Here is a 17,081-nt window from a genome sequence, read left to right as displayed (position 1 = left end):
ATGCCTGAAACCGCCCTCGCGGACACCGCCGCCGCCAAGGGACCGGACCCGGCACCCAGACGGACCGTGCTGCTCGGCGGCCGGATACCCCTGGCCCGGCTGCGGGACCTCGCGCTCGTCCCGGCCATCGTGGTCATCGCGATCGTCGGCCAGATCGTCAACCCAGTCTTCCTGCAGGCCGACAACCTCCTCAACGTCCTGCAGACCATGTCCGAGATGGCCCTGCTGGTCCTCGCCCAGACGATGATCCTGATCGTCAAGAAGATGGACCTGTCGCTCGAGTCCACCATGGGCCTCGCGCCCGGCGTCGCGGCCTGGCTGGTCGTGCCGGTCGGCGCGGGCCACGGACTCGGACTGCTCCCCGGCGCGTGGTCCGTTCCCGTCACCCTGGCCGTGGGCGCGCTCGTCGGCGTGATCAACGCCCTGCTGATCATCCGCTTCGGCCTCAACGGCTTCATCGTCACCCTCGGCATGCTGATCGTCCTGCGCGGCGTCCTCACCGGCATCTCCGGCGGCCAGACCTTCTTCCAGCTGCCGGAGTCGATGCTCTACCTGGGCACCGCCGAATGGTTCGGGATGCCCGCGTCCATCTGGGTCTGCCTGGTGCTGTTCGCCATCGCGATCGTGGTGCTGGGCTGGACCGGCTTCGGCCGCTCGCTGTACGCCATCGGCGGCAACGTCGACGCCGCGAAGGCGGCCGGCATCCGCACCGACCGGGTGCTGTGGATCGTCATCGTCACCGGCAGTGTCCTCGCCGCCCTCGCCGGACTGATGCTCTCCGGACGCCTCGCCTCGGTCGCCTCGGCGCAGGGCAACGGCTACATCTTCACCGTCTTCGCCGCCGCCGTCATCGGCGGGATCAGCCTGAACGGCGGCAAGGGCACCATGTTCGGGGCGTTCAGCGGCATCCTGCTGCTCTTCATGATCCAGAACGTGCTCACGCTGGCCGGTGTCCCCGCCCAGTGGATCGGTGCCCTCAACGGCCTGATCATCCTGGTCGCCCTGACCATCTCGCGCATCACCGGCGGCAAGGTCCAGGAGTGAACCCGGAGGCCGTCCAGGCCGCCCGGCACCCTCCGCCGCACCCCCATCTCGCCGCAAGGGGCCGTACCGCCCCCGCACCTCACAGGAGTTGCCGCCATGTCATCCGCCCAGTCCGCTTCCGCGGCCCCTGCCCGTATCACCGCCCTGGACGTGCTGGACGTGCGGTTCCCGACGTCCGAGCACCTGGACGGGTCGGACGCGATGAACCCCGAACCGGACTACTCCGCCGCCTACGTCGTCCTGCGCACCGACGCCGGCGACGGCCTGGAGGGCCACGCCCTGGCCTTCACCACCGGCCGCGGCAACGACGTGCAGGCCACCGCCATCGCCGCTCTCGCCCCGCACGTGGTGGGCCTGTCGGTCGACGACGTCTGCGCCGACCTCGGCGCGTTCTCCCGCTCCCTCGTCCACGACCCGCAACTGCGCTGGCTGGGCCCGGAGAAGGGCGCCATCCACATGGCCACCGGCGCGGTCGTCAACGCCGCCTGGGACCTGGCCGCCAAGCGGGCCGGCAAGCCCGTGTGGCGCTTCCTCGGCGAGATGTCACCCGAGGACCTGGTCGCGCAGGTCGACTTCCGCTGGCTGTCCGACGCCCTCACCCCCGATGAGGCACTCCAGATCCTGCGCCGCGCCGAGCCCGGCCGCGCACAGCGCATCGGCCGCCTGCTCGACCAGGGCTACCCCGCCTACACCACCACCCCCGGCTGGCTCGGCTACGCCGACGAGAAGCTGGCCCGCCTGGCCCGCGAGGCCGTCGCCGACGGCTTCACCCAGATCAAACTGAAGGTCGGCGCGTCCCTGGAGGACGACGTACGGCGCATGCGCACCGCCCGCGAGACGGTCGGCGACGGCATCCGCATCGCGGTGGACGCCAACCAGCGATGGGACGTCCAGGCCGCGATCGACTGGATGCGCGCCCTGGCCCCCTACCAGCCGTACTGGATCGAGGAGCCCACCTCACCGGACGACATCCTCGGCCACGCCGCCGTGCGCAAGGCCGTCAGCCCCATCAAGGTCGCCACCGGCGAGCACATCGCCAACCGCGTCGTCTTCAAGCAACTCCTCCAGGCCGGCGCGGTGGACATCGTGCAGATCGACTCCGCACGGGTCGGCGGCGTCAACGAGAACATCGCGATCCTGCTGCTCGCCGCGAAGTTCGGCGTCCCGGTCTGCCCGCACGCGGGTGGCGTGGGCCTGTGCGAGATGGTGCAGCACCTGTCGATGTTCGACTACGTCGCGGTCTCCGGCACCACCGAGGACCGCGTCATCGAGTACGTCGACCACCTGCACGAGCACTTCGTCGACCCGGTGCGCATCGTCGACGGCCACTACCTGGCGCCGACCCTGCCCGGGCTGAGCGCGCAGATGCACCCGGAGTCCCTCAAGGAGTACGCCTACCCCGACGGCCCCGTCTGGACCGCTCGTGTCTGAGGCCCAGGCCCTCGTCGACGCCCACCACCACGTCTGGGACCTGGACGTCCGGCCGCAGCCCTGGCTGGACGAGCCCGCGCACGAGCCGATCCGCCGCAGTTTCGGCTCGCACGCCTTGCGATCGTCCGCGACCCGGCCGATCGCCGGACGACGACTGACGAGCACGGTGGTCGTCCAGTGCGTCGCGTCCGTGCCCGAGACCCGCGACCTCCTCGCCCTGGCCGACAGCGACCCGCTGATCGGTGCCGTGGTCGGCTGGGCGGACCTGACGTCCCCCGCGATCGGCGACGTACTCGACGACCTGCGGACCGGGTACGGGGGCCGGTACCTGCGGGCCCTACGCCACGGCGTGCAGGGCGAGTCCGATCCACACTGGCTCCAACGGCCGTACGTGGAAAGGGGGTTGGCTGCGGTCGCGAGGCGCGGGCTCGGATACGACGTGCTGATCCGCAGCCACCAGCTCCCGCAGGCGATCCGTCTCGCGGAACGCCTCCCCGAGCTGCCGCTCGTCCTGGACCACGCCGGCAAGCCGCCGCTCGCCAGGCGGGACCTCACCGACTGGACCCGGCTGGTGCGCGCGCTCGCCAGGCATCCCCAGGTCCGCTGCAAGGTGTCGGGCCTGATCACAGAGGCCGGCCACGAGAAGTGGACCATCGAGGACATCCGCCCCGTGTGGGACGTCCTGCTCTCCGCCTTCGGTCCCCACCGGCTGATGTTCGGCTCCGACTGGCCGGTCTGCCTCCTCGCCGCCGGATGGAACCGCTGGGCCGCCACCGTCGAGGAACTCCTGGACGGCTGCTCCGGCACCGAGATCCACGCGGTGCTCGCCGGCACCGCGACCGCCTTCTACCACCCGACCCCCGCCCCCACGAAGGAGGGGACACCGTGCTCCTGACGGAACTGCTGCACCCAGGGATCCTCGAATCCCTGGCCGGAGCCGGGCACGGATCGCGTGTCCTGCTCGCGGACGGCCATTACCCCGCGAGCACCGCCACCGGCGAGCGCGCCCGGACCGTCCACCTCAACCTGGCCCCCGGCCTGCTCGACGTCACCACCGTGCTCGACGTCCTGCTGCGTGCCCTGCCCGTCGAGGCGGCCCACGTGATGGTGCCGCCCGAGGGCGAACCGGAGCCGCCCGCCATCGCCGAGTACCGCTCGATGCTGGAGTCCGTCCCGGTCGAGACGCTCGGCCGCTTCGAGTTCTACGACGCCGCCCGCTCGCCCGACCTGGCGCTGGCGATCGTCACCGCCGACACCCGTACCTACGCCAACCTGCTGCTGACCATCGGCGTCCGCGCTGAAGGGACCCTGACGACACGATGACTCTCGCCGTCCGTTACACCTCCGCCCGCACCCTGGACACGGCTCCCGCGATCGGTGCGCCACCCGGTCCGGGAGAGGTGGAGCTGGCGCCCGCCTACGTCGGTATCTGCGGCACCGATCTGCACATCTTCCACGGCGACATGGACGCCCGGGTCCACACGCCCGCCGTTCTGGGGCACGAGATGTCCGGCCGGGTCGTGCGGGTCGGGCCGGGCGTGGAGGGCTGGCGGGCCGGTGACGCGGTCACCGTGATGCCGCTGCGCTGGGACGGCGACTGCCCGGCCTGCCGCGCCGGGCATCAGCACGTCTGCCAGCACCTGGACTTCATCGGCATCGACTCCCCGGGCGCGATGCAGCAGCGCTGGACGGTGCCCGCCTCCACCCTGATCCGGCTGCCGGACTCCCTCGCCCTGGACCGGGCCGCGCTCGTCGAGCCGACGGCCGTCGCCGTGCACGACGTGGGCCGGGCGAAGGTCGCCGAGGGCGAGAAGGCCGTGGTGGTCGGTGGCGGGCCGGTCGGTGTACTGATCGCGCTGGTCGCACGGGCCGCGGGAGCCGAGGTGCGGGTGGTGGAGCCGAGCGCCCACCGGCGGCTGCTGGCCGAGGAGTTGGGGCTGACCGTCTGGGACCCGGCCGCGGACGACATCGGCGCCCTGGTCGGCGAGTGGACGCGGGATGCGGGCGCGGACGTCGCCTTCGAGGTGTCCGGTGCGGCGGGCGGCGTGGACACGGCCGTCGACGTGCTGGGCGTACGCGGCCGTCTCTGCCTCGTCGCCATCCACCCTCGCCCCCGCGAGGTGAACCTGCACCGCTTCTTCTGGCGCGAACTCACCCTGGTGGGCGCCCGGTTGTACGACCGTGGCGACTTCGAGCGCGCGGTGACCCTGGTCGCGGACGGCACGATCCCGGCCGAGCGCCTCATCAGCAAGGTCGTCCCCCTCACGCAGGCGCCGGCCGCGTTCGAGGCCCTGGAGGGCGGCGGTGACGTGATGAAGATCCTCGTGGACTGCACCGACGACACCGGGGGAGTGGCCGTATGACCGCCTTCGACCTCACCGGGAGGCTCGCTGTCGTCACCGGGGCCCGGCGCGGTATCGGCAGGGCCATGGCCCGCGCGCTGGCCGGGGCCGGTGCGGACGTCATCGGGGTGAGCGCCGCGCTGGAGGAGTCCGGCAGCGCGGTGGAGAAGGACGTGCTCGCCGCGGGCCGTTCCTTCGAGGCGATCCGGACCGACTTCGCCGACCCCGCCGCCGTACGAGCCCTGGGCGCGGACCTCGCCGGACGCGAGCGCCCGGTGGACATCCTGGTCAACAACGCGGGCACGATCCGCCGTGCTCCGGCCGCCGAACACACCGACGCGGACTGGGAGTTGGTGCTGCAGGTCAACCTCAACGCACAGTTCGCGCTGACCCGGGCGGTCGGCGCGTCGATGGTGGCACGCGGCGAAGGGAAGGTCATCTTCACGGCGTCGCTGCTGAGTTTCCAGGGTGGTATCACCGTGCCCGGATACACCGCCGCCAAGCACGGCATCGCCGGTCTGACCAAGGCGCTGGCCAACGAGTGGGCGCCGCACGGGGTGAACGTCAACGCCCTCGCGCCCGGCTACATCGCCACCGACAACACCCAGGCCCTGCGGGACGACCCGGTGCGCAGCAGGGCGATCCTGGACCGGATCCCGGCCGGCCGCTGGGGCGACGCCGACGACCTGGCAGGCGCCACGGTCTTCCTCGCCTCGGACGCCGCCGCCTACGTCCACGGCGTCGTCCTGCCCGTCGACGGCGGATGGCTCGGCCGATGAGCGGCCCCGACCCGGCCACCGCACTGGCCGGGGCCCGGCTCCTGCCCGTACTGACCGTGCCGTCCACGGCCACCGCCGGCCCACTCGCCGACGCGCTCACCGCGGGCGGGGCCCGGTGCGCCGAGGTCACCTTCCGCACACCGGACGCCGAGCAGGTGCTCAAGACCATGGCCACCCATGGCGGGCTCACCGTCGGCGTCGGCACGGTCCGCACGCCCGGACAGGCGGAGCGGGCGGTGGCGGCCGGGGCCCGCTTCGTGGTGACCCCCGGCTTCGACGAGGAGGTCGTCGCCAAGTGCCGCGAGCTGGGGGTGCCCGTGGTGCCCGGGATCGCCACCGCCACCGAGCTGATGCGCGCCCTGAAGGCGGGCCTCGACACCGTCAAGCTCTTCCCCGCCGAGCCGCTCGGCGGCGTGCGGACGCTGCGGGCGCTCGCGGCGCCCTTCCCCGGCACGCGCTTCGTGCCGACCGGCGGGATCGACGCCTCCCGCCTGGCCGCCTACCTCGCCGACCCGGCGGTCCTCGCGGTCGGCGGCAGCTGGATGGCCACCGCCGCCCACCTGGAGCGAGGCGACTACGAGGAGATCCGCCGACTGACCGCCGAGGCGGTGGAGAGGAGCATGACGTGATCGACGTGGTGGCCCTCGGCGAGGTGATGCTGCGCTTCGACCCGGGCGAGGGACGGATCCGCACCGCCCGCTCCTTCCAGGTCTGGGAGGGCGGCGGCGAGTACAACGTGGTACGCGGACTGCGCCGCTGCTTCGGGCTGCGCACAGCCGTGGTGACCGCCCTCGCCGACAACGCGGTGGGCCGGCTCGTCGAGGACCTGGTCCTCCAGGGCGGCGTCGACACCTCGCTGATCCGCTGGGTGCCCGACGACGGCATCGGCCGCACCGCCCGCAACGGCCTCAACTTCGTCGAACGCGGCTACGGCATCCGCGGCGCGCTGGGCGTCAGCGACCGCGCGCACACCGCCGTCTCCCAGCTGCGGAAGGGTGACGTGGACTGGGACGCGGTGTTCTCGGCCGGCGTGCGCTGGTTCCACACCGGCGGCATCTTCGCGGGCTTGTCCGACACCACGGTGGACGTCGCCGACGAGGCCATGGCCGCGGCTCGCCGCCACGGCGTGACCGTCTCCTACGACCCCAACCACCGCCCCAGTCTCTGGGCCGGCCGGGGCGGCGCCGACGCCGCCCGCGAGGTGGACCTGCGCCTCGCCCGGCACGCCGACGTCGTGGTGGGCGCCCTGGGCCTGGCCGGGACGTACTCGGGACAGGCGCGCATCAGGGACGACGAAGTGGCGGACGCCCTCGCCGAGGTGGCCGACCTGCTGCCCGCGGCGAGAGTACTGGCGACGACCCTGCGCGGCGTACCGTCGGCCGGAGTCAACGACTGGTCCTCGGCCGCCTGGTCCGCCGAAACCGGCTTCATCCACGGCCCCCGGATGCCCGGCCTGCAGGTCCTGGACCGCATCGGCTCCGGCGACGCCTTCGCCGCCGGCCTGATCCACGGACTGCTCGACGACGCCGGCCTGGAGCGGGCCCTGGCCTACGGCACCGCCCACGGCGCGCTCACCATGACCACGCCCGGCGACGTCTCCATGGCCACGCTCGCCGAGGTCGAGGCGCTCATCGCTGGCGGGTCGCCCCACGTCAGACGCTGACCGGCGCCCCCATCGCCCGTATCCCAGGAGCACGTCTTGCACCAGCGGAAGATCCAGAACACGTCCGTCTCACTCACCGAACTCGGCTTCGGGGCATCGGTGATCGGCAACCTCTACCGCGTCACCCCGGCCGCCGACGCGACCGCCGCCGTCGACGCGGCCTGGGAGGCCGGCCTGCGGTATTTCGACACCGCACCGCACTACGGCCTCGGCCTCTCCGAACGCCGCCTGGGCGCCGCCCTGCAAGGTCGCCCGCGCGACGAGTACGTCATCTCCTCCAAGGTGGGCAGGCTGCTGGTGCCCAACGAGGAGCCACGTGGCGTCGACACCGAGGGCTTCGTCGTACGGGACGACCTTCGCCGACAGTGGGACTTCGGCCGCGACGGCGTACTCCGCTCCATCGAGGACACACTGGAGCGCACCGGCCTGGACCGGCTGGACATCGTCTACCTGCACGATCCGGACGACCACTGGCGGCAGGCGGCGGAGGAGGCCATGCCCACGCTCGCGGAGTTGCGCGACGAGGGTGTGATCGGCGCGATCGGCGCCGGCATGAACCAGTCGGCGATGCTCGCCCGCTTCCTGCGCGAGACGGCCGCCGACGTGGTGATGCTCGCCGGCCGCTATACGCTCCTGGACCAGTCGGCGCTGGACGACGTCCTGCCCGCCGCGCGGGAACTCGGCAAGAGCGTGGTGGCGGTGGGCGTGTTCAACTCGGGACTGCTCTCCCGCGACCGGCCCGCCGAGGGCATGACGTACGACTACCGGGACGCCCCGCCCGCTCTGGTCGCCCGTGCTCGGGCGATCGCCGAGGTCTGCGAGGCGCACGGGACCAGCCTGCCCGCCGCCGCGATCGCCTTCCCGTACACGCATCCCAGCATCATCAACGTCACCCTCGGCATGCGTACTGCGGAAGAGGTCGCACGAAACGCGGAACTCCATGATCGGCGCGTCCCGGACGGCCTCTGGGACGATCTGCGCGCACAGGGGCTGATCAGGTCGGACGTCCTTGCGGGGCACGGTGGGGGAGGGGTGTGCGATGTCTCTGACGGACACTCGGGCGAACCCCTCCCCCTCGGGACGACAGCGGGAAAGTGACGGGCGGGCGCCGATGCTCTCCCGGGACCGGAGCCCGGAAAGGGCCGAGGTCCCGGGAGCGGGGTCATCCGGCGGTCAGAGTGGTCCACTTCTGGTTGGAGCCGCCGTTGCAGTCCCACAGCTGGAGCTGGGTGCCGTCGGCCGTGGAGGAGTCCGGAACGTCCAGGCAGCGGCCTGAGGCGGGGTTGCGGTAGCCGCCGTTGTAGGGCTGCCAGACCTGGTTGGCGCCGCCGTGGCAGGCCCAGATCTGCACCTTGGTGCCGTTGGCGGTGCCCCCGCCGGCGGCGTCGAGGCACTTGCCCATCGAGCGCAGCGTGCCGTCGGTGTAGGCGGACCAGAGCTGGTTGGCACCGTCTCCGCAGCTCCACGTCTGGACGGCGGTCCCGTCGGCGGTGCCCGCGCCGTTGACGTCCAGGCACTTGCCCGCGATGCCGGACTGGACGCGTGCGGCGGCGGGGGCGGGGTTCCTCAGCCACCCTGCGCTGTCCGCGGCCTGGACGCCGCGGTGGAAGGCGTCGGCCATCTTCTGGTAGCCCGAGTCGTCGGGATGCAGGGTGTCGGCCAGGTCGGCCGGGGTCAGGCTGCTCATGTCGACGTATGCGACATGCCTGCCCGCGGCCTGTTCGTCCCTCACGAGCTGGGGAATGGCCTGGTTGTACGCGGCACGGTACTGCTCCTCCGAGCCGCTGGTGGACACGACCAGGGAGGCCACGAGGACGGTGGCGTCGGGGGCGGCGGCGGTGACCTGGTCGACCAGAGATCTCAGCCGGGCGGTGGCGGTGGAGACCTGGTAGCTCTCGTTGAGGTCGTTGGTACCGATGTGCAGCGTCACGACGTTGGGCCGGTAGCGGGTCAGCGAGGCGTCGGCGAGTGCGGCGATCTGGTGGATCTTGTATCCGGAGTGGCCTTCGTTGTCGGGGTCGGACATGGAACCGCCCCGCAGCGTGCCGACGAAGTCCAGCGGATGGCCGTCCGCCGCAAGCTGGTTCCACAACGGCCCCCGGTAGCCGTTGCCCGTACCGCTTCCCACACCCCAGGTTATCGAGTCGCCCAACGGCATGACCCGTAAAGGTGTGTTCGAGGCGGCGGAGGCAGGGGTCACGCCGGCCACTGTCACCCCGAGCGCGGCAGCGACGAGCGTGATCAGAGGTAAAGCCCAGGACTTTCTCATACAGCGTCCTCTTCTTCGAGTGGTGGCTGAATCAGCGGGCCTGATTGCCGTTCGTGTCGGCGGCTCAGCTCGTCACGTCCCGTCGCGGTGGTGATCGGATCGAGGCGGAGTTGGTACGCGTAGTGGCGGATGTAGCGGTCCGGGTGGCGCAGGAAGTAGCCGGGGAAGTTGACCGACTCGAAGGAGACGGTGCCGGAGCCTGCCAGGCCGGAGCCAGTCCGGCGTGGAAGGCGTTCGGATGGGTGGACGGCCACAGGACGAAGCCCTCGTGGTCCGGTTGGGGCACCCGCAGCGGGAGGAGGGGGAGGGGCTGTGGGGTGGAGGCGGCGTGGGCGGGAGCCGCCAGCGCCGGTGAGACGACTGCGGCCACCGTCAGACAGAAAGGCACGGATGGTGTGCGGTTCAGGTCCAAAGCAAGCGGGGTGAGCGGTGCGCTCGTGATGAAGTCCATGCACGCGGTGCAACAGGAACATGGGATGTATTACCGGGCATCGAACGGCTGCTGTCCAGAGATCTGACGCAACTACCCAATAAAACAGGGCCATTATACGTCGCCCGCTGGACTGTCGAACTCTTGACATGGGATGTATCTACCGGAGCGGAGTACCGATGCCCAGACGTGTTTCCCCCCACTTCTCGCCCTCGTCCTGGGCGTGTTGACACTGCTCGTCGCCGGCGCCCCGGCCCAGGCCGCCCCGGTCACCGTGACCAACGGGACGCAGTTCACCGACACCACGGGGGCCGTGGTGCACGCCCACGGCGGCGGGGTGATCAAGGTGGGCGCGTACTACTACTGGTTCGGTGAGAACCGCAATCCGGACAACACCTTCAAGGCCGTGTCCGCCTACCGCTCGACCGACCTGAAGACCTGGGAGTTCAGACGCAACGTGCTGACCCGGGCCAGCGATCCGGAGCTGGCGGTCGCCAACATCGAGCGGTCGAAGGTCATTTACAACAGCACGACCGGCAAGTTCGTGATGTGGATGCACAAACCCTTCGCTGGCCGCAGCAACGTCACCTTCCCGGGCGGCGCCTGGACCGAGGACATCAGCCACGGCGAGATGGTCCGCGCCGGCAACGACCAGAGCCTCCCCATCGACCCCTGCCATATGCAGTACGTCTACGAAGGCGTGGACCCCAACGCCGACGGTGACTACAACTCGCTGCCCTGGAGGATGGGCCTGCTCACCCAGACCAACTCCACCTGCTGACCGCCTGAACCGTCATCGGGTATCCACGTCACCCCGCCGGGCAACTCGTCGGCCGCCTGGCCCCGCCCGTGCCAGGTCGCGCGGGCGGTGGCGGGCAGGGGAAGATCAAGTGGTGAACTCATCTGTGGCGGAGGCCGTCTCCGTCGCTCTGCTGCTGGCGGTGCTGGCGTGCGCCGTCGTTCGCCCGTTCGGGTGGCCGGAGGCGGTTGTCGCCGTCCCGGCCGCAGGCGTGGTGATCGCCACCGGGGCGCTCTCGCTGGAGCACGCCCGTGAGGAGGCGGAGCGGCTCGGGCCGGTGATCGGGTTCCTCGCGGCCGTCCTGGTCCTCGCCCAGCTGTGTGACGACGAGGGACTCTTCCACGCGTGCGGGGCGTGGATGGCCCGTAGCGCGGCGGGGCGCCCGCGCCGCCTGCTGGTGCAGGTGTTCGCAGCCGCGTCGGTGATCACCGCGGTGCTCAGCCTGGACGCCACGATCGTGTTGCTGACGCCGGTGGTGTTCGCCACCGCCGCCAGGCTCGGCGCCCGGCCGAAACCGCACGTCTACGCCTGCACCCACCTGTCGAACACCGCGTCGCTGCTGCTGCCGGTCTCCAACCTCACCAACCTGCTCGCGTTCGCCGCCAGCGGGCTGAGCTTCACGCGCTTCGCCGCCCTGATGGCCTTGCCCTGGCTGGTGGCCATCGCCACCGAGTACGTGGTCTTCCGCCGGTTCTTCGCCACCGACCTGGACGCGGGAGCCCAGGCCCCGCGCACCGCCGGGCAACGCGAACTGCCGGTGTTCGCCCTGGTCACAGTGGCCTGCACGCTGGCCGGGTTCGTCCTCACCTCCATGGTGGACGTCAACCCCGCGTGGGCGGCCTTCGCCGGCGCCCTCGTGCTCGCCGGGCGGGCCCTGGCACAGCGCCGTACCACGCCCACCGCCGTCGTGCGAGCCGCCGCGGTGCCGTTCCTCGCCTTCGTCCTGGCCCTGGGACTGGTGGTCCGCGCGGTCGTCGACAACGGGCTGGCGGCGGGGCTGGGACACCTGATTCCGGGCGGTACCGGACTGGCGGCGTTGTTCGGCATCGCGGCCCTGGCCGCGGTGCTGGCCAATGTCATCAACAACCTGCCCGCCGTGCTGGTGCTGCTGCCGCTGACCGCCCCGTCCGGGCCGGGCGCGGTCCTGGCAGTCCTGCTGGGGGTGAACATCGGCCCGAACCTCACCTACGCCGGCTCCCTTGCCACGCTGCTGTGGCGGCGCATCGTCCACGAACACGACAGCGACGTCGAACTCGGCGAGTTCACCCGGCTCGGTGTGTTCACCGTGCCTACCGCCCTGGGACTGTCGGTGGTGGCACTGTGGACCTCGCTCACCCTCATCGGAGGCTGACCGTCATGAAAGTCGTCGCCTGGATCACCGAGGGCACCTGGCCCGCCGGCATCGACGCCGCCCGCGCCCACGCGCCCGACGACGCCGACATCGTGCTGCTCCACGTCACCCCGGCCGACGTCCCGGGCGCGGCGCACGGAGCCTTCGCCGGTCTGCTCGGCCGCGGCCATGGCGAACGCGACCCCGGCACACAGGTGGAGCACCTGGCCGCCGCCTCCGCCGAGACGTTCCTGGCCGAGGCCGCGCGGCGTCTGGGCCGCCCGTGCGCCCGCGTCGAGCGGACCGGCCGCGTCGAGCGGGAGGTCGTCGCCGCGGCCGAGGGCGCCGACCTGCTCATCCTCGCCCGCGACGGTGACCGCACCCATCTCGGGCCGCGCAGCCTCGGGCATGCCGGCCGTTTCATCGTCGACCACGCCCCGTGCCCTGTCCTGCTGGTGTGGCCCGAGCCCGCACCCGGCATCGACACCATCCCGGCCCCGCCACCCCACCCGCCGCACCACCGATAGCGGCACACCGGGCACCGGCATGGCTTGGCAGGGGGTCCGCAGGGAGGCCGCCCCTGGGAGCTCCTCACCCCTCCCGGTGGCGGGGCTTCGCCGGAGCACCCCGTCGACGCCCCGCTGAACCGGTGCCGGGTGACTCCGAGGAGTGCAGGTGTTCCCTCAGCCACTGCTCCGTGTTGTTGACGTGCAGGAGTGCGGCGGCCTGGCCCAGGAAGGCGTCGCGGGCGGAGAGGGCCGTGAAGATCGACTCGTGTTCGGCGAGTGTGCGTCCCGCGGCCTGGTCGTCGACCAGGCCGCGCCAGATCCGGGCACGCAGCGTACGGCCCGATATGCCTTCGAGGAGCGTGAGCAGCGAGTCGTTGCCCGTCGCGGAGATCACGGCCCGGTGGAAGGCCGCGTCGTGGGCGTTGAGCTGCTCGACGTCGTCGCGGGCCTCGCGCATGGCGTCCAGATGGCGCTTGACCTCGGCCAGTTGGTCGTCGGAGATCCGGGTGGCGGCCAGGGCGGTGGCCGCCGGCTCCAGCAGCCTGCGGACCTCCATCAGGTCCAGCAGCGCGGCCGAGTCGCTCTGGAGGAGTTCCACGGCTCCGCCGAGGCCCTCGAACAGCAGGCTGGGCTCCAGACTGGTCACGTACGTTCCGTCGCCTCGCCGGACGTCCAGCACGCGTGCGACGGCCAGCGCCTTGACGGCCTCGCGGGCGAGGTTGCGGGACAGACCCAGCTGGGCTGCGAGGTCGGCCTCCGGAGGCAGTTTCGAACCCGGAGGCAACGCGCCGCTGCGGATCAGCTCACGGATGTGCTCGATGGCCTTGTCGGTCAAAGACACCGCGCGCTCCTCCCGCGACCGGCTCGCGCCGGCACGTCCGCCCTGATCAAGCCCCGAGCGCGAAGACCGGCCCACAGACCGTCGGGAACGGGCCGATGGTGAAGCCGCACGTTTCGTTCGACCTGTTCGAGGTTTCGCATGCCCAGGGTGACGTTGATGATACTGGGCTGCGTGCCGGGGCAGACCATGGCCGCGGCGGGCAGGCTCGCCCCGTGCTCCGCGCAGGCCTGGGCGATCTCCTGGGGGCGACCCGCTCCGGCGGAGGCCCCCGGGGGATCAGTGCAGGGCGAACTGGACCCGGGTCGGCTGCACCACGTTCGGCCGTAGCGCGATCCCGCTGATGGTCAGCTGCTCTCCGTAGATGTCCGTGAGTCTGATCGCGCTGCCGCATCCGCGGCCGTCGGCGGAGACGAAGTAGTTGTAGTCCGTGCGGGGCAGCTGCCGCCAGCCGTTGCCGGTGCGGACCTCCAGCCGCGCGACCGGATTGCGGTGGCCGATCGCCTGGATACCGCACCAGTAGGGGCTGGAGCCGGTCTTGTACCGGAGGGAGATCGTGTCGGACGTGCTGGGGCTCAGCAGGCTCCAGGTGATCGGTATCCGGCCGACCTTGAGCGGGGCGAGCTTGGCGAACGCCTGCTGGCTGAGGTCGAGTTGACCAGGTGCACAGGGAGCCGGGCATTCGTTGGTGATCCGGACCGTGACGGAGGCGCCGTTGGCCGCGCGGACGCGCACGTACGCGCCGCACGCCCTGGATGTCTCGTAGTCGGTGGTGTTCATCGCGGCGATCATGAGGTCGCTGCTAGGGCCGTACAGACAGGCGCCGTTGCCGTCGCCGGCCTCGTAGGCGGTGGCGACCCCTCGGTAGAAGGCCCCGGGGCGGATCCGTCCCGTCGACGGTGCGGCGGCCTCGGTGGACGCCGTCCGCGAGGGCCGCGGGGTGACTTTGGCCGACGGTCGTGCTGCCGTGGTGCTCGCGCCGGCCGTCGGCGTCGAGGTGCCGGTCGCGGTCGGGGTCGCCGACGCGGACGGGGTGCCCTTGTCGGCCGCGTTGTCGGCTCTCACCTGGGCGGTGGCGGCGGGTGTGGCCGCGGCAGGTGCCGCATCGGCCTTGCGGCCGGGCAGCAGCCCCATGACCAGGTAGGCGAGAACGCCTGCGGCGGTCAGCCCCACTGTGGTGCCCAGCATCAGCCTCTGTCTGCGCCGGCGCTGCCGCGCGGCCTGCCTCGGTGCCTTCATGTCCGTCCGTTCGGAAGATCGAATCGATGGTGCACCGCTCAGTGGCCGCAGGCCGCGAAAAGGTTGCCGCCGATTTCCCACGGGGTGCTGCCGGTGCCCCGCGCTCAGCTCGTGCGCGAGCCGCGGCACGAAACCGGCGTCGGACCGCACGGGGCTTTCACGCGTGCACCAACGTCCCGGGACAGCACACCTGGGGCCGATGTCATGGCCGTGGTCGGCCTGGCGTCGACCGCGAGGCCGACCTGCCCTAAGACCGTTCACCCGAGGAGATCTGCCGAACGGTGGCGGCCACCGCCCTGGACCGCCTCGACGGCGACTGCTCCCGCACCATCACCGTTCCCACCCGACTGATGGTCCGCGGATCGGGCGACTACCCTGCGCGTGCGCAGCAGGAGGCGGCTGTCCAGGTGTCGGTGACCGGAGCGTCTTGGACGCGGCACTCCCGCGCCCACCCGACCGCGCTCCGGCCCCGCCGGACAGGCCGGGGCGAGGCGGCCCGAGCGGGTCAGTGCCCTCGGCAGCAGGAGTCACCCCAGCGGAGCGCGCGGACGCGCGTACGGCGCGACGGTGATCCGGTCGGTCAGCGGGGCATAGCGGGAGCGGAGCGGGACGCCGGGGAAGGTGCCGCGGTCGTAGCCGTCGGAGGAGGAGGGGCGGACCGTTACGGGGAGGGACGGGGCCGCCCCGGTCGTACGGGTTTCGAAGGGCACCTGCGCGAGCTGTTGGAGGGTCGGCTCGTTGCCGACCGCGCCGGCGAACTGCTCGGGGCCGAGCGCCGCGCCCAGGTCGAGGATCCGCTGCCAGGGCGCCTTGTCGCCGCCCCACTTCACACGGACGGAGACCGTCAAGTCGCTTGCGCCGTCCAGGGCTTCGCGGGGTAGCAGGACGTACGCGCCGCCGGAGGCGGGCGCCCCGCCGGGCAGTACCGGCATACGTCGAACCGATAGATCATCTACGCCAAACCTCGTCGAACCGGTTCGGTGAAGCTAGCACCGGGCATCCCGGCCAGCAATCCCCTCGACGTGATCCACGGCTCCGGCTCCGGCCCGAGATTGCGCGGGATTATGCGGGATTAAGGTGTCGGGGGTGTTGACAGGCCCCGCAGGCCATTCCTACCTTCACTTCATGCGAACCGGTTCGACAAGCCGGAGATCACTTCTTCACCGTTCCCAGCCTCAGGCGCCCGGAGCTATGTTCCTCCCGGAGCAGCGAACCGGTTCGAGCAAGGAGTTCCCGTGAACATCGGTGAGATCGCCAAGCGGGCCGGTGTCTCGCGGAGCACCGTGTCGTACGCGCTGAGCGGCAAGCGCCCGGTGGCGGAGGAGACGCGCCGGAAGATCCAGCAGGTCGTCGACGAGCTGGGCTACCGGCCCAGCGCCAGTGCCCGCGCGCTGGCCAACGGCCGGACCAGCACGATCGGTCTGGTCTTCCCGCCGGCCGGTAACCACTACACGGGGATGCAGCTGGACTTCATCGGCAGTGTGGTGGAGGCCGCCGCGGCCTACGACTACGACGTGCTGCTGTCCCCGAGCGGTGTGGACAGCGACCGCTCCTTCCAGCGGCTGCTGGGCGAGCGGCGGGTCGACGGCGCGATCCTGATGGAGATCAGGCTGGAGGACGACCGGGTCGATCACCTGGCCGCGCTGGACTTCCCCTCCGTCGCCATCGGCCGCACCGCCCACCCGGAGGACGGCTGGTGGGTGAGCCTGGACCACACCGCGCTGGCGGCGGCGTGCGTGCACCACCTGGCGGATCTCGGCCATCGCCGGGTCGCCTTCGTCAACCGTCCCGAGCAACTGCTGCGGGCGGGGTACGAGTCGGCGCACCGCGGCCTGGACGGCTTCACCAAGGCAGCTGCCGAGCGCGGGCTGACGGTGCGGACGTACTGCTGCGGGGACGACGCCGCGGCGGGTCAGGCATGCGTGGAGCAGATCCTGCGCGACGACCCGGCCACCACGGCCCTGATCACGCTGAACGAGGCCGCTCTTGGTGGCCTCTACCGGGGGCTCGCCCAGGCGGGCCGCCATGTGCCGCGCGACTTCTCCGTCACGGGGGTGGTGGCCGGCCGGTGGGCGGAGACGGTGACCCCGCAGCTCACCGCGGCGGACGTACCGGCGGCGGAGATGGGCCGGCGAGCCATCGACCTGCTGGTGGAGCGGCTCGGCCATCCCGACGCGCCGCCCCGGCACCATCTCCTCACGCCGCCGATCTCCCTGCGGGGCAGCACCGGGCCCGCGGGAGTCGCACCCACCGCGGACGCGGGGTCCGGTACGACACCCTGACAGCACCCACGTAACCCTCTTCGTCCCTCGTTACACCACCGGGCGCTCGAACCCCTCAACGGTGCCGTTCGCTGTGCCCGTCTCTCCTCGTCAGCCCGTGCCCTCGGCACTGTCATGCCCAGAACA

16 protein-coding genes and 3 pseudogenes are annotated in these 17,081 nt (G+C 71.7%); 14 read left to right on the top strand and 5 right to left on the bottom strand.

The window, feature by feature from the left end:
- The 9 genes from ACWC0C_RS26995 (at nt 1) to ACWC0C_RS26955 (ending at nt 8,357) form a co-directional block, all read left to right on the top strand.
- Complete coding sequence (locus tag ACWC0C_RS26995) at nt 1-1,044, top strand: ABC transporter permease (protein WP_450866419.1); 1,044 nt, start codon at nt 1-3, stop codon at nt 1,042-1,044.
- A gap of 96 nt (nt 1,045-1,140) precedes the next feature.
- Nucleotides 1,141-2,475: an L-fuconate dehydratase gene (locus tag ACWC0C_RS26990; protein WP_450866395.1), complete on the top strand. Its 1,335-nt coding sequence runs from the start codon at nt 1,141-1,143 to the stop codon at nt 2,473-2,475.
- Nucleotides 2,468-3,370: an amidohydrolase family protein gene (locus ACWC0C_RS26985; protein WP_450866393.1), complete on the top strand. Its 903-nt coding sequence runs from the start codon at nt 2,468-2,470 to the stop codon at nt 3,368-3,370. The genes ACWC0C_RS26990 and ACWC0C_RS26985 overlap by 8 nt, the downstream gene beginning before the upstream one ends.
- Complete coding sequence (locus ACWC0C_RS26980) at nt 3,361-3,798, top strand: RbsD/FucU domain-containing protein (RefSeq protein WP_450866391.1); 438 nt, start codon at nt 3,361-3,363, stop codon at nt 3,796-3,798. Before ACWC0C_RS26985 ends, ACWC0C_RS26980 begins: the two co-directional genes overlap by 10 nt.
- A complete protein-coding gene (locus ACWC0C_RS26975) occupies nt 3,795-4,838 on the top strand; it encodes a zinc-dependent alcohol dehydrogenase (RefSeq protein WP_450866389.1) in 1,044 nt (347 codons plus the stop codon). Before ACWC0C_RS26980 ends, ACWC0C_RS26975 begins: the two co-directional genes overlap by 4 nt.
- Nucleotides 4,835-5,596, top strand: a complete 762-nt coding sequence (locus ACWC0C_RS26970) for an SDR family NAD(P)-dependent oxidoreductase (RefSeq protein ID WP_450866387.1) — start codon at nt 4,835-4,837, stop codon at nt 5,594-5,596. Before ACWC0C_RS26975 ends, ACWC0C_RS26970 begins: the two co-directional genes overlap by 4 nt.
- On the top strand, nt 5,593-6,225 hold the full coding sequence (locus ACWC0C_RS26965; RefSeq protein WP_450866385.1) for a bifunctional 4-hydroxy-2-oxoglutarate aldolase/2-dehydro-3-deoxy-phosphogluconate aldolase: 633 nt from the start codon (nt 5,593-5,595) through the stop codon (nt 6,223-6,225). Before ACWC0C_RS26970 ends, ACWC0C_RS26965 begins: the two co-directional genes overlap by 4 nt.
- On the top strand, nt 6,222-7,259 hold the full coding sequence (locus ACWC0C_RS26960; protein WP_450866384.1) for a sugar kinase: 1,038 nt from the start codon (nt 6,222-6,224) through the stop codon (nt 7,257-7,259). Before ACWC0C_RS26965 ends, ACWC0C_RS26960 begins: the two co-directional genes overlap by 4 nt.
- Before the next feature lie 36 nt (nt 7,260-7,295).
- Nucleotides 7,296-8,357 carry an aldo/keto reductase gene (locus ACWC0C_RS26955; RefSeq protein ID WP_450866382.1) on the top strand — a complete coding sequence of 354 codons (1,062 nt, stop codon included), beginning with the start codon at nt 7,296-7,298 and terminating at the stop codon, nt 8,355-8,357.
- Between the two features lie 64 nt (nt 8,358-8,421).
- Here ACWC0C_RS26955 and ACWC0C_RS26950 read toward each other — a convergent pair whose 3' ends face one another.
- Both ACWC0C_RS26950 and ACWC0C_RS26945 read right to left on the bottom strand, forming a co-directional pair.
- Nucleotides 8,422-9,528, bottom strand: a complete 1,107-nt coding sequence (locus ACWC0C_RS26950) for a ricin-type beta-trefoil lectin domain protein (protein WP_450866381.1) — start codon at nt 9,526-9,528, stop codon at nt 8,422-8,424.
- Nucleotides 9,525-9,776 (bottom strand): annotated as a pseudogene (locus ACWC0C_RS26945) (AbfB domain-containing protein); the annotation flags it as partial. The gene ACWC0C_RS26950 and the pseudogene ACWC0C_RS26945, both read right to left, overlap by 4 nt.
- 336 nt (nt 9,777-10,112) lie before the next feature.
- Here ACWC0C_RS26945 and ACWC0C_RS26940 point away from each other — a divergent pair.
- From ACWC0C_RS26940 to ACWC0C_RS26925, 4 genes and pseudogenes are all read left to right on the top strand, one after another.
- A pseudogene (locus tag ACWC0C_RS26940) lies at nt 10,113-10,520 on the top strand (beta-xylosidase); the annotation flags it as partial.
- A pseudogene (locus tag ACWC0C_RS26935) lies at nt 10,521-10,739 on the top strand (non-reducing end alpha-L-arabinofuranosidase family hydrolase); the annotation flags it as partial.
- 112 nt (nt 10,740-10,851) lie between these two features.
- Complete coding sequence (locus ACWC0C_RS26930; RefSeq protein ID WP_450866379.1) at nt 10,852-12,108, top strand: SLC13 family permease; 1,257 nt, start codon at nt 10,852-10,854, stop codon at nt 12,106-12,108.
- A 5-nt stretch (nt 12,109-12,113) separates the two neighbouring features.
- On the top strand, nt 12,114-12,614 hold the full coding sequence (locus ACWC0C_RS26925; protein WP_450866378.1) for a universal stress protein: 501 nt from the start codon (nt 12,114-12,116) through the stop codon (nt 12,612-12,614).
- Nucleotides 12,615-12,678: 64 nt separating this feature from the next.
- On the opposite strand, the gene ACWC0C_RS26920 is transcribed toward ACWC0C_RS26925, so the two are convergent.
- The 3 genes from ACWC0C_RS26920 to ACWC0C_RS26910 all read right to left on the bottom strand — a co-directional run bounded on the left by ACWC0C_RS26920 (nt 12,679) and on the right by ACWC0C_RS26910 (nt 15,605).
- Nucleotides 12,679-13,437 carry a FadR/GntR family transcriptional regulator gene (locus ACWC0C_RS26920; RefSeq protein WP_450866377.1) on the bottom strand — a complete coding sequence of 253 codons (759 nt, stop codon included), beginning with the start codon at nt 13,435-13,437 and terminating at the stop codon, nt 12,679-12,681.
- Nucleotides 13,438-13,713: 276 nt separating this feature from the next.
- The gene (locus tag ACWC0C_RS26915) at nt 13,714-14,622 is read right to left on the bottom strand and encodes an expansin EXLX1 family cellulose-binding protein (protein ID WP_450866376.1); all 909 of its coding nucleotides are present in this window, start codon (nt 14,620-14,622) and stop codon (nt 13,714-13,716) included.
- 578 nt (nt 14,623-15,200) lie between these two features.
- Complete coding sequence (locus ACWC0C_RS26910) at nt 15,201-15,605, bottom strand: hypothetical protein (RefSeq protein ID WP_450866374.1); 405 nt, start codon at nt 15,603-15,605, stop codon at nt 15,201-15,203.
- Between the two features lie 303 nt (nt 15,606-15,908).
- Between ACWC0C_RS26910 and ACWC0C_RS26905 the strand changes: the two genes are divergently transcribed.
- Entirely contained in the window at nt 15,909-16,955 is a 1,047-nt protein-coding gene (locus ACWC0C_RS26905) for a LacI family DNA-binding transcriptional regulator (protein WP_450866372.1), read from the top strand.
- Nucleotides 16,956-17,081: the final 126 nt, after the last annotated feature.

It is taken from the genome of Streptomyces sp. NPDC001709, from assembly GCF_053596375.1.
Note: the sequence above shows the minus strand (reverse complement) of the source record. Positions and strands in the feature narration are given on the sequence as shown.